General features: G+C 33.0%; 11 protein-coding genes and 1 other RNA gene. 5 read left to right on the top strand and 7 right to left on the bottom strand.

Annotated elements, in window-relative coordinates; translation table 11 throughout:
* Positions 1–34: 34 nt before the first annotated feature.
* A complete protein-coding gene (locus tag V5J73_RS06175; RefSeq protein ID WP_338648324.1) occupies positions 35–946 on the bottom strand; it encodes a CPBP family intramembrane glutamic endopeptidase in 912 nt (303 codons plus the stop codon).
* Positions 947–1054: 108 nt separating this feature from the next.
* Between V5J73_RS06175 and arsC the strand changes: the two genes are divergently transcribed.
* Both arsC and V5J73_RS06165 read left to right on the top strand, forming a co-directional pair.
* Positions 1055–1399: an arsenate reductase (glutaredoxin) gene (arsC, locus tag V5J73_RS06170; protein WP_338648322.1), complete on the top strand. Its 345-nt coding sequence runs from the start codon at positions 1055–1057 to the stop codon at positions 1397–1399.
* 97 nt (positions 1400–1496) lie between these two features.
* Positions 1497–3953 (top strand): TonB-dependent receptor domain-containing protein, encoded by a 2457-nt coding sequence (locus V5J73_RS06165; RefSeq protein ID WP_338648321.1) that lies wholly within the window; start codon positions 1497–1499, stop codon positions 3951–3953.
* Positions 3954–4071: 118 nt separating this feature from the next.
* On the opposite strand, the gene V5J73_RS06160 is transcribed toward V5J73_RS06165, so the two are convergent.
* Positions 4072–4269: a hypothetical protein gene (locus tag V5J73_RS06160; RefSeq protein ID WP_338648656.1), complete on the bottom strand. Its 198-nt coding sequence runs from the start codon at positions 4267–4269 to the stop codon at positions 4072–4074.
* Between the two features lie 231 nt (positions 4270–4500).
* Here V5J73_RS06160 and fumC point away from each other — a divergent pair, with 231 nt between their 5' ends.
* Positions 4501–5898, top strand: coding sequence for a class II fumarate hydratase (fumC, locus tag V5J73_RS06155; protein WP_099715727.1), 1398 nt, complete (start codon positions 4501–4503; stop codon positions 5896–5898).
* A gap of 187 nt (positions 5899–6085) precedes the next feature.
* Here the strand turns inward: fumC and V5J73_RS06150 are convergent, their stop codons facing one another.
* A complete protein-coding gene (locus V5J73_RS06150) occupies positions 6086–7093 on the bottom strand; it encodes an LLM class flavin-dependent oxidoreductase (protein WP_338648319.1) in 1008 nt (335 codons plus the stop codon).
* 172 nt (positions 7094–7265) lie between these two features.
* Complete coding sequence (locus V5J73_RS06145; protein ID WP_338648318.1) at positions 7266–8468, bottom strand: NAD(P)-dependent oxidoreductase; 1203 nt, start codon at positions 8466–8468, stop codon at positions 7266–7268.
* A gap of 250 nt (positions 8469–8718) precedes the next feature.
* On the opposite strand from V5J73_RS06145, the gene V5J73_RS06140 reads away from it, so the two are divergent.
* Positions 8719–9918, top strand: a complete 1200-nt coding sequence (locus V5J73_RS06140; protein WP_338648317.1) for a serine hydrolase domain-containing protein — start codon at positions 8719–8721, stop codon at positions 9916–9918.
* 110 nt (positions 9919–10028) lie between these two features.
* Positions 10029–10425, top strand: a transfer-messenger RNA (tmRNA) gene (gene ssrA / locus V5J73_RS06135).
* A 152-nt stretch (positions 10426–10577) separates the two neighbouring features.
* Here ssrA and V5J73_RS06130 read toward each other — a convergent pair.
* From V5J73_RS06130 to V5J73_RS06120, 3 genes are read right to left on the bottom strand one after another with little or no spacing between them, the layout of a single operon-like run.
* Positions 10578–11501, bottom strand: coding sequence for a HipA domain-containing protein (locus V5J73_RS06130; protein WP_338648316.1), 924 nt, complete (start codon positions 11499–11501; stop codon positions 10578–10580).
* Positions 11494–11808, bottom strand: a complete 315-nt coding sequence (locus tag V5J73_RS06125; protein WP_338648315.1) for a HipA N-terminal domain-containing protein — start codon at positions 11806–11808, stop codon at positions 11494–11496. Before V5J73_RS06125 ends, V5J73_RS06130 begins: the two co-directional genes overlap by 8 nt.
* Before the next feature lie 2 nt (positions 11809–11810).
* The gene (locus V5J73_RS06120; RefSeq protein ID WP_338648314.1) at positions 11811–12020 is read right to left on the bottom strand and encodes a helix-turn-helix domain-containing protein; all 210 of its coding nucleotides are present in this window, start codon (positions 12018–12020) and stop codon (positions 11811–11813) included.
* Positions 12021–12120 lie beyond the last annotated feature (100 nt).

Genomic DNA, 12120 nt, shown 5'->3' with positions numbered 1-12120 from the left:
GGGTGTATTTTAAGTTATTGAACCATTTTATTGTTTAAATTTTGCCAGTTAATTTCTCTTTCCAATTCGTCCATTTGTATTTTTTACTAAATATAAATAAAAGTATCGGGTAAATTAGAACTACAGGAAGTATAACATCTAATCCGGCTGAAGGCTCCGAAATATCTTTAAAAATAGAATTGGTTTGAAATGCAGACCAATCTGAAGTAACGAGCAAAGCTCCAACTAGATTATTAGCAGCATGAAATCCCAAAGCCAGTTCCATTCCTTCATCCATCAACGTCATAATTCCCAATAACAATCCCGTTCCTATATAATAAACAAGAATAATATAGCCTATTTTAGCTACCTCAGGATTAAAAACATGCATTCCCCCAAAGATTACTGACGTCATCAATAATGGAAACCATTTATTTTTAGCAAGATTAGCAAATCCCTGCATTAGGTAACCTCTAAAAATGTATTCTTCGGAACTGGTTTGAACAGGAATAAGTAATCCGCCTATTACCACTAGAATTGCAAAAGGGATTGGTTTAAAATTGATTACAAAATCAGCAGGATTTGAATAATAAAAAAGCAAAGTGGATACAATTGTAAAAATGGACCAAATCATGAAAGAAAATCCAACTCTTTTCCAATCTATTTTATCTCTGGATGTTGTGACCGAAATCATTGTTTGACCGTGCAAATTACGGACTACTAAAACAATTCCAAGCATAATAAAAACAAAGGAAATCAGTATTAAAAACAACATTAAGTTAGAGTCAAAAAAACGCATTACAGCTTCATTACTTGTAGGATATGGTTTTCCATTAAAAAAAGTTTCATATAATATTGCTATCAAAAGTGGCAACTGCCCCACAAAAGAAGCACATATAATTACTACCGATCCTATAATGTATTTCCAAAAACTAGTATCTGATTTTATTCCTTGTTCTATAAACATCTATTTTTCATTTTATTTTTATACTTAAATTAGTTTCGCAAACAGTACTTTTGTTACATCAATACTATCCTTGATTTACAAATTAAAATAACCCAATAGTACTAAATTATGATACAAATATACCATAATTCCCGCTGCGGAAAATCTAGAAATTGCCTTACATTTTTGGAAAACACAAAAAAAGAGTTTGAAATCATCAATTATCTGACAAACCCACCCTCATTTGAAGAACTGTCTGCTCTCATCAAAAAATTAAATATAAAACCTATTGAATTAGTACGCCAAAAAGAAAAAATTTGGATAGAAAACTTTAAAAATTTGAATTTGAATGACGAAGAAATCATTCGAGCTATGGTAGCAAATCCCATTCTAATTGAAAGACCAATTGTAATTAATGGAAAATCAGCGATTATAGGACGTGATTTAGAGAAAGTAGCCGCTTTTATTGTATAAACCCAAGTTAGTTTAATTAACATTTTTTTGTGATTTAGAACATTAAACCAAAACCTACATTTGCAATCTAAAAAGCGTAACTAAAGTTTAAAAAAAAATGAAAAAAATAAAATCCGTTTTAATTCTTGTTCTATTTTTCACTACCCTATTCAGCTTTGCTCAACAAGGTCCTGCAGTACCTAAAATCAAAATAACAGGAAAAGTTGTTGAAAAAATAAGCAAACAACCTCTTGAATACGCTACAATTACTTTTTTAATTCCGAACAGTCCAAAACCTGTTGCTGGCGGAATTACAAATCCAAATGGTGAATTTGATATTGAAGTTAAACCGGGTATTTATGATATAAAAATTGAATTTATATCTTTCAAAATAAACGAAATCAAACAAAAAAACCTTCAAAAAAGCACTAGCTTAGGTTTAATCAGTTTAGTTGAAGATGCAAATCAATTGAATGAAGTTGTTATTCGCTCTGAAAAAACAACTGTTGAAATAAAATTAGACAAAAAAGTATATAATGTTGGTAGCGACCTTATGGTAAAAGGTGGAACTGTAAGTGATGTTTTAGATAATATTCCTTCAGTATCTGTTGATGTCGAAGGAAATATAAGTCTTCGTGGCAATGAAAATGTACGTGTATTAATTGATGGAAGACCATCAAATGCGATTAATATTGCGGAGGCGTTGCGATTAATTCCAGCCGATGCAATTGATAAAGTAGAAGTTATTACCAATCCATCTGCTAGATATGACGCTGAAGGTGGTGGAGGTTTACTAAATATTGTATTGAAAAAAGGAAAAAATCAAGGTTTAAACGGTACTTTCATAGCTTCAACTGGATATCCTGAAACTTATGGTTTGAGTGGTACTCTAAACTATAAATCAAAAAACTTTAACCTTTTTACTACACAAGGATACAATGACCGCAGTAATCCTGGAAACGCATTTACAGATTCAAGGTATTTGAACGCTGATAATTCAACTCGAAATTATGTAAATGAAACCAGAGAAAACGAAAGAGACAATAAAGGATACAATGGAAATTTTGGAATGGAATGGTATTTAACGGAAAGCCTTGCTTGGACCAATACCTTCAACTACAGAAAAAGTAATGGTATCAACGTGGATAATGTTTTCCAAAATAATTATGATGCAGGGTTCAATTATGACTATACTCGTAATCGTATCAATTTAGAAAATAGCGACAGTGAAAATGTAGAATTTGCAACAAACTTCACTAAGAAATTTAAAAAAGACGGTCATAAATTAACAATTGACGGTTCGTTCTCTACAAATGATGACATCAACGATGCATTAATAACTGACACTGCTACAAATACTAGTGTTGTAAAATTTGACAATACTATTAATAATCAAACTCAAAGCAGAAATTTACTTCAAATGGATTATGTATTACCTTTTGGAAAAAGTAGCCAGTTTGAAGCTGGATACCGTGGAGATTTCTCAGAATTACTTACAGATTACAGAGTTGATAATGATGGTGTAATCAATAATAACTTCACTAATACATTAGAATATAAAGAAAAAGTAAATGCGCTTTACACCCAATATGGTGTAAAGATTAATAAATTTTCAGCTTTATTTGGTTTGCGTTTTGAAGATTCTAATATTGAAATCAATCAATTAGCTACTAACGATTTCAATACTAAAAAGTACAATAACTTTTTTCCAAGTGCGTTTTTTACTTATGAAATCTCAGACAAAAGTAGCGCTTCTGTAAGTTATAGCCGAAGAATTCAAAGACCTAGAGGAAGAATGTTGAACCCCTTCAGTAACTTATCAAGTAACATCAATATTTTTGTTGGAAATCCAGATTTAGATCCTGCGTTTTCAGATGCTATTGATTTTGGCTATATCAAAAGATGGGATAAATTGACCTTTAATACTTCGTTATATATAAATAAAACAACTGATGTTTTTCAATTTGCAAGAAGAGAATCAGGTGATTTTGTAAATGGAACACCTATAATTATTAGTTCTCCAATTAACCTAGCAACTGAATACAGAACAGGATTTGAATTTACATTGAACTACTCTCCTTATAAATGGTGGAAATTAAACAGTAATTTCAATTTCTTCAGAAACGAAACTCAAGGTGATTTTACCTATACTGATTTTAATAACAATGAAGTAGTACAAGATTTTGATAATATAGCAACATCATGGTCTACAAGATTGACATCAAAAATCACATTACCATACAAAATTGACTGGCAGACTAATGCAACTTATAACGGCCCACAAAATAACGCACAAGGAAGAAGCTTAGGTATTTTTGCAGCAAACATAGCATTCAGCAAAGATGTACTAAAGGACAAAGGAACACTTTCATTCAACGTGAGCGATGTATTCAATTCCAGAAAAAGAATGGTAGAAAGTAATCTTCCAGGAATTGTAAGTTCTTACAGTGAAATGCAATGGAGAGAAAGACAGTTTAGTTTATCATTTACCTATCGTTTTAACAAACCAAAGAACGAAAGGGAGCAACCTAAACGAAATCAAAATGAAAATGAAGGTGGTGACTATCAAGGATAAAAAAAAAGGGACTCGTGAAAACGAGTCCTTTTTTTTTGTAATAAGTAAAATAGTGGCTATTATTGAACATAAAAAAAAGGACCATGAAAATGAGTCCTTTTTTTATTAAACAAAAAGTTTAAGCTGATTGTTCTTGCTTCTTTTTTGCTCTTTTCTCTTTGTATGCTTCCCAACTTGCTCCTCCTACCCAATAAGATACGAAACCAACTAGAAAAAACATTAACCAAAACCCAATAGTAAGGATGGTTAAGAAAAGTAAAAAGCCTAAATACTGTGAAAATTCAAACATGTTTTCCGGAATTTTGAATGTAGCCACAAATGTAAGTTTAATTCTTTTTGATAGCAATAAAAAAAGATAAAAACTACCAATCAATTTTTATAAAAAAGTAATTATCCGTATTTTTGAACTCAGAACTCAGAGCTGTTTACCGCTCTTGGTTCTAATTTTTTCTTTTTGAAAGAAAAATTAAAAAAATTTCTCTTGAAGTATCGGAATTATCAGGACTAAAACATAATAAACGACATAATTATTTTTAAATAACAAAAAATGAAATTCAGAATAGAAAAAGACACCATGGGTGAAGTGCAAGTTCCAGCTGATAAATATTGGGGCGCACAAACAGAACGTTCAAGAAATAACTTCAAAATAGGTCCATCGGCTTCCATGCCAAAAGAAATTATTGAAGGTTTTGCTTATCTTAAAAAAGCAGCGGCTTATGCCAATTGTGATTTAGGTGTTTTACCTGTCGAAAAACGAGATGCCATTGGTGCAGTTTGTGACGAAATTCTAGCTGGAAAATTAGATAACGAATTCCCATTAGTGATTTGGCAAACAGGTTCAGGTACGCAAAGTAACATGAACGTAAATGAAGTAGTTGCAAATCGTGCGCAAGTTCTTAAAGGATTCAACATTGGCGAAGGCGAGCAATTCATTAAAGCCAATGATGATGTGAATAAATCACAATCTTCAAATGACACTTTCCCTACAGGAATGCACATTGCAGCGTATAAAGCAGTTGTAGAAGTTACGATTCCCGGTGTTGAAAAATTAAGAGATACACTTCATGCAAAAGCTGTTGAATTCAATAATGTTGTAAAAATAGGTCGTACCCATTTAATGGATGCTACGCCGCTAACATTAGGACAGGAAATTTCAGGATATGTAGCGCAATTGAACTACGGTTTGAAAGCGGTAAAAAATACTTTGGCACACTTATCAGAAGTGGCTTTGGGAGGAACTGCAGTAGGAACCGGATTAAATACACCAGAAGGATATGACGTAAAAGTAGCGGAATATATTGCTGAGTTTACCGGACATCCATTTGTAACTGCCGAAAATAAATTTGAAGCGCTGGCAGCACACGATGCCATTGTAGAAACACACGGAGCCTTAAAACAACTGGCGGTTTCATTGAATAAAATTGCAAATGATGTACGTATGCTAGCTTCTGGACCACGTTCAGGAATTGGAGAAATCCTTATTCCAGAAAATGAGCCAGGATCTTCCATCATGCCAGGAAAAGTAAACCCGACACAATGTGAAGCATTGACTATGGTTTGCGCACAGGTTATGGGGAATGATGTTGCAATCTCTGTTGGAGGAATGCAAGGTCATTATGAATTGAATGTTTTCAAACCATTGATGGCTGCAAATTTCTTGCAATCAGCCAGATTACTTGGTGACGCTTGTATGTCTTTTGACGAACATTGCGCACAAGGCATAGAGCCTAACTACAAACGTATCAAAGAATTAGTTGACAATTCATTGATGTTAGTTACGGCTTTGAATACTAAAATAGGATATTACAAGTCAGCTGAAATTGCTCAAACTGCACACAGAAACGGAACAACATTAAAAGAAGAAGCTGTTCGTTTAGGATATGTAACTCCAGAAGATTTTGATGCTTGGGTTAAACCGGAAGATATGGTAGGAAGCCTTAAATAATTAATTATCAATTATGAATTGTTAATTATTAATGAGTTATAAATTAAAACCCCTGCAACTTACATTGCAGGGGTTTTAATTTAATTTATTTTAAATAATTGAACTTCTTAAATGAACTTACATGACTTATATGGTTTAAATGTATCAAAAGATAAGTTAATTTTAGTTTAAAAAAACATCCGAAATTCTATTTCTTATTAATTGTATCCATTACTTCTTTCATGATTCGAATGCTTTTCAATTTGTCTTCGTGATCAAAAATTGGGCTGGTAATCATCAATTCATCAATTTGTGTATATTCGATAAATTGCTTCAATTCTGTTTCCAATTTCTTTTTGCTTCCCACAAAGGAACAAGCAGTCATTTGGTTCACATGAAAATGTTCTTCTTCACGCATAATCCCATCGAGGGAATCAACCGGCGGCTGTAATGGCTTTCTATCATTCCGAATCAAATTCAGAAACATCTGAGTTAAACTGGTGGATAATTTTTCGGCTTCTTCATCCGTATCAGCTGCAATTGCGTTTACACATGCCATTGTTTTGGGTTGGTCTAAATATTCCGATGGTTCAAAATTATCTCGGTAAAATTGAAATGCCTGATGCATTTGTTTCGGTGCAAAATGTCCCGCAAAGGCGTACGGCAATCCATTGGCACCAGCCAATGCAGCACTGTCCATACTGGAACCTAAAATCCAAATGGGAACATTAGTTCCTTCGGCAGGAAAAGCGCGTACTTTTGCAGTAACATTATCCTCAGAGAAAAATTCCTGTAGCGCGGCAACATTTTGAGGAAATCGTTGCGATTGTTCAAAGAAATCTTTCCGAATCGCTTGTGCAGTTAACCCATCTGTTCCTGGAGCTCTTCCTAATCCTAAATCAATCCGATTGGGATATAGTATTTCAAGAGTACCAAATTGTTCCGCAATAATTAGCGGCGCATGATTGGGCAACATAATGCCACCGGAACCCACACGGATATTTTGTGTTTGGCTGGCAATATAACCAATAAGAACAACCGTAGCAGAACTCGCTACGTGCGCCATATTATGATGTTCGGCCAACCAAAAACGGCTGTACCCTAAACTATCAGCCAGTTGTGCCAGTGCTTTTGTTTTTTGTAATGTTTCGGTTGCATTGCTATTTTCGGTAATTATCGCTAATTCAAGTAGGGAAATTGGAATATTTTTAGTCATTATAAATTTCAGATTTTGAACAAAATTAGGCAATTACACAAACTCATTAAATTTTGAGGTGTTAATTGATTTATAATATTTAAAAAAGAAGCAATTTTTTAACCAAGAAAATTTCCATAAAAAAACCTGCAACTTTACATTGCAGGTCTATCTATTTTTAAAGAAACGGTATTTATTTCCCGTCGACATAATCTTGTAAATAACTAAATCTTGGAGTCAGTTTTCCGTTTTCTGCTATTTTGGCTCTTTGTAAGATTCCATCTTTATCTCCATTGAAAAATGCAGGAATTACATGCTCCATAAACATTTCTCCAAATCCCTCACTGGCATCTTTTGGTAACTCACAAGGTAAATTATCTACTGCCATAACCACAATAGCCGCAGGATGAAAAACATCAACTTCCTTATCCTCACTTGGTAAATACCCATATAAAGGTTCCGCAATAGTAGATGATCGAAGTGTGCAAGCTATTGGACCATTAACATCACAAGAGACATCAGCCACAATTTTAATTTTACAATCTTTGGATTGAAGCATTTCACGAGTCAAAATAATCGGAGCTTCATTGGCATGAAAATGCCCTGAAATATAGATATCAGAGACTGTAGTAAATCGTTTAAAATCAGAAATATATTCTGTTGGATTTTCATAAAAATCAGTAAAATCCAATACTTGTCCGTCTTTCCGTTTATTATAATCTAACACATCAATTTGAGTATAGACCGGTTGTGTATAATTTTTCGTCAAATAATTCTCAACGGAAACTTCTTTTACTTTTATGGCATCCAAAATCTCTTTTGCTCCATTACCCACTTTTCCAGTTCCAGTAATTACAAATTTTAATGGAGGTAAAACCAATCGTTTCAAATGTGCAATTAAAGCTTCTTTACCTGATAATGTCTCCGCTTTTGGCAATTTAAACAATTCGAATTTTATCCCAAATGCCCGAATACTATTGTATGCACCTACAATTCCTGCGTAACGTCCAAAACCTATTAGCCTTTGATTTTGAGCATTAACAATAGTTTCATGATCGTACAAATCAATATTTTTTTCTAAAATAGCTTGCAACAATTTTCTATTGTAAGGTTGTTTTTTTATCGTATGCGAAAAAAAGAAATAGGCTTTATTAGGAATTAAATGATCAACAGGAACCTCTTTCACCCCAAATAGAACATCACAATCACTGATGTCATTTGTTACTTCAATTCCTGAATTTTTATATTGTTCATCTGTAAAGACTCTAATATCCGAACTTTCTACTGCTACTGAGGCATCTTGATATAACTGTTTTAATCTGGCCAATTCATCTGGTGAGAAAATAACTCTTCTGTCAGGCGGGTTTTTTCTTTCTTTTAAAATTCCGAATTTCATATTTTTACAATGCTTTTAATTTGTTTTAATATAACTTTATTTAGTTTATTTGTTACAAATTTAACAATTTAAACCAAATTCAATTTGTTTTTTTCATAAAATAAACCAGTAAGAAACTACTAGGACCTGAAGTACAAAATAATACAAAAATTACCTTCTATGCTTACTGATAAAATAGTGTTAAGGTTTCAAAAAAACAATGCATCAAAAGACATTGATTCTATATATTTGCCTTTCTAGCACTACACAAATGAATTTTATAAAAAAAACAAATATACTACATATATCACTCCTCTTCTTGATTTTGACCTCTTGCAATAAAGAGAAAAAGAAAATAGAATTGAGCGATGCCCAACTCCCAAAGAGTACATTACCTAAGATGAAGCCGTTAAGCAAACCAGAAACAAAATTAACTGCTGAATACATTAATGCTAAAAGGAACTCCATAGACTCTTTCTATAAAAAAAACTGGCCCAACAATAGTGCAAACGGAAGTTTTCTTGTTGCTAAAAATGGTCAAATTATTTATGAAAAATATGAAGGCTACTCTAATTTTAGAGACAAAACAGTAATTACTAAGTCTACACCACTACATATTGCCTCGGTGAGTAAAGTAATTACAGCAACTGCGATTTTAAAATTAGTAAATGCTAAAAGAATTGAGTTAGATCAGAAGGTAAATACAATTTTAAAGGAGTTTCCGTATCCTGAGGTTACCGTGAGAACATTACTGAATCATCGCAGTGGCATGCGTAATTACGCTTATTTTACGGATAGAGATAAAACTATTTGGGACAGACATGACATTCTTACTAATCAAGATATTCTTACCATCATGGCAACTAAGGACATTGGTTTGGAATTCAAGACCGATACTCGTTTCAGTTATTGCAACACTAATTATGCCATGTTGGCATTAATAATTGAAAAAATCACAAAACTTCCTTACAAAGAGGCCATGAAACAAATTATTTTTGAGCCACTAGGAATGAAAAACACCTATGTTTTTGACTATGAAAGAGATAAAGACACTGCGGTTACATCCTACAAAGGAAACAAAGTAGAGATTGGAAAAGATTACCTGGATGCTATTTACGGTGATAAGAATATATACTCCACACCACGGGACTTATTGAAATTTGACCGAGCAAGAAATAGTTCTAAATTTTTAACACCTGAGTTGCAAAACCAAGTTTATAAAGGATATAGCAATGAACGCAAAGGCACTAAAAATTATGGCTTAGGCATCAGAATGATCAATTGGGAGACGGGTCAAAACTTTTATTTTCACAATGGTTGGTGGCATGGTAATACATCTGCCTATATCACATTAAGAAAAGAAGGCGTTACCATCATAGCACTTTCAAATAAATTTACTCGAAAAACATATGACGTAAGAAAATTAGCTGTTTTATTTGGAGACTACCCGTTTAAATTACAAGATGAATAAAATAAGGTATGATTTTTGAAATAGAGTTGGAAGTTTAGCACTACTAATTCAAGTTTAAAAGTGTACATTTGCAAACTCAAAATTCAAGTTTGGATTTTGAAATAAAAAAAGGGGTCGACTGGTTTTGACAGCAAGTCGAATTGATAAGTAAGCACGTCGAGCATTGAGACCTTGCTCGTAAATATAAGATCTTACACTTTTACACGGCGAAAATAACTACGCTTTAGCTGCATAATCCGAATTATAGTACGATTACGCCACGTTCCTATCAGATAGGAAAGCTGGATTCTCCTTGAAAGCCTTGGTTTGTGGCGTTCAGTTTAGGGGAACCGTAAAAATAAACCTAGATTTCCATGAGCTTCGGGTGGATTTCAAAATTAAGAAGATAAGTAGCGTGTGGCTGTTTCTGGCCTAGCACACTATCGAAAACCTAATCAGGAAATAAACGCGTAGAAAGCTTTTTAGTTGCTTGTTTGGACCCGGGTTCGACTCCCGGCGACTCCACTTAAAACCTTGTAATCAATTGAATTACAAGGTTTTTTATTTTTAGTTGACAGTAACATTGACAATCACAGTCGTTACTACCGTTTTATAATGTACACTATTGAATACTTAACAATGTATAATTTTACGGAAAACCATAAAAAGTACATAATTATTTAAAATCTATTCATCCTATTATCCAATACCTTGAGATACTTCTCTTTCATAGTATCAGACAAAAAAGACACTTCTACAAGTTCAATCCATTTAGACCTACTTTTATTCATATCAGATAAAATAGTGTTAATTATTTTATCATTAAGTCCCAGACGTTCTTTTGCGTAATACGCTATTAATTCCGTTGATTTGAAATTGCTCTTTTTACCTTTGAGAGATAGCGCCAATTCTTCCTGCGGATTTTTAATGGAAATGGAAGAATTTAAAAAGTCGTAAACTGGAGTTAATGTTGTTTTTCCAGCTTTCGTGATTACTGAGAAGTTCTTTAAATGCATATCTTCATTACCCGTTATAAAACAGAATAAAACTCGTTTAAAAAAATCTGCTTTCGCTATAGCAGGAAAAGTGCAGTATTCGTCAATTACTTTGACTAACTTTTCCATAGTATAATCATACTTGGTATCTCTTGAACTTCCTGTTAATTGTGCAAAATCTTCCGTAGCGTATTTTTTTCCTTTACTGTATCTGTCAAATCGTTTGATAAAATAAGAAAGGCTACCATCTTTTGAATAAATCAATCCATGAAGAGGCACATCAAGCCCATAGACTTTTGCCATTTTCATCGTTACATCTTCATTTTCTGGCAATTCAGGAAAGATGTCATTTTGAGGTTTTATAATATAATTACCAAACTGATCTACAATTTCAAATTGTTGATTTGTCACTGAAATAACAGCACTTAATTTAGGTTGAACTCCTTGAATGGACAACTTTTTGGCACGATTTGCCGCTTCTCGCCTTTGTTCAGCGGCGGTAAATGGTAAATCATATAATGTAGTAAGTTTTGGAGCAATCATCCGAAGTCCCTTTTCACTATATTTTTCAGTGCCACATAGTTCGTAAGTTATTGGACATCTATTCATCTTTCCATTCTTTTACCGTTACTGCTCCTACCAAATCATTTCCTGTTGCAATTAGTTGTGCGAAATAATCATTTTTGTCAATTTTACCAATTTTTAAAAGCCCTTCAAGCATAATTCCTTCTGGCAATAATCCTTCAAAAAAAGAAGGGAATTTGGCAAATGAATATATTTTAGTGGTTAATGGCATTGTCAATGATACCGGTTCTCCAGCATACTTGTCATCATAGGCAAATTCATAGCCTCCAGTAGTATTTTCACTCAATATTCCTGCTCTTTTGTTGTGAACAAATATGATTGCTTTTTTCATAATTATTTATTGATTGGACTTTTAAACTGGATTTCAATGTTTAATACTTTTAGAACAGCTAAAAGATTATTCCAACTAACCGTTTCTTTATTTTTTTCAATATCAAAAAGGGTAGTCTTCCCTACTCCTGCCAGATTAGCCAGTTCTAATTGTGTCAATCCTGCTTGTTTACGATGCTCTTTTATGAAGAGACCCAAATTAAAATCATTCATTTTTACCGCTTTAACAGTAAAAATAAACAAATATGCTATAAATTACAAGTAATTAAAATAAAACTATCAATTTTTACTGCTATAACGGTAATTCTTATAC

This window comes from Flavobacterium sp. KS-LB2, from assembly GCF_036895565.1.
Lineage (GTDB): Bacteria > Bacteroidota > Bacteroidia > Flavobacteriales > Flavobacteriaceae > Flavobacterium.
Note: the sequence above shows the minus strand (reverse complement) of the source record. Positions and strands in the feature narration are given on the sequence as shown.

Excerpts from the sequence above, each read along its gene's own strand:
- V5J73_RS06175 (WP_338648324.1), bottom strand. The coding sequence starts at position 946 with ATGTTTATAGAACAAGGAATAAAATCAGATACTAGTTTTTGGAAATAC.
- arsC (WP_338648322.1), top strand. The coding sequence starts at position 1,055 with ATGATACAAATATACCATAATTCCCGCTGCGGAAAATCTAGAAATTGC.
- V5J73_RS06165 (WP_338648321.1), top strand. The coding sequence starts at position 1,497 with ATGAAAAAAATAAAATCCGTTTTAATTCTTGTTCTATTTTTCACTACC.
- fumC (WP_099715727.1), top strand. The coding sequence starts at position 4,501 with ATGAAATTCAGAATAGAAAAAGACACCATGGGTGAAGTGCAAGTTCCA.
- V5J73_RS06150 (WP_338648319.1), bottom strand. The coding sequence starts at position 7,093 with ATGACTAAAAATATTCCAATTTCCCTACTTGAATTAGCGATAATTACC.
- V5J73_RS06145 (WP_338648318.1), bottom strand. The coding sequence starts at position 8,468 with ATGAAATTCGGAATTTTAAAAGAAAGAAAAAACCCGCCTGACAGAAGA.
- V5J73_RS06140 (WP_338648317.1), top strand. The coding sequence starts at position 8,719 with ATGAATTTTATAAAAAAAACAAATATACTACATATATCACTCCTCTTC.
- V5J73_RS06130 (WP_338648316.1), bottom strand. The coding sequence starts at position 11,501 with ATGAATAGATGTCCAATAACTTACGAACTATGTGGCACTGAAAAATAT.
- V5J73_RS06125 (WP_338648315.1), bottom strand. The coding sequence starts at position 11,808 with ATGAAAAAAGCAATCATATTTGTTCACAACAAAAGAGCAGGAATATTG.
- V5J73_RS06120 (WP_338648314.1), bottom strand. The coding sequence starts at position 12,020 with ATGAATGATTTTAATTTGGGTCTCTTCATAAAAGAGCATCGTAAACAA.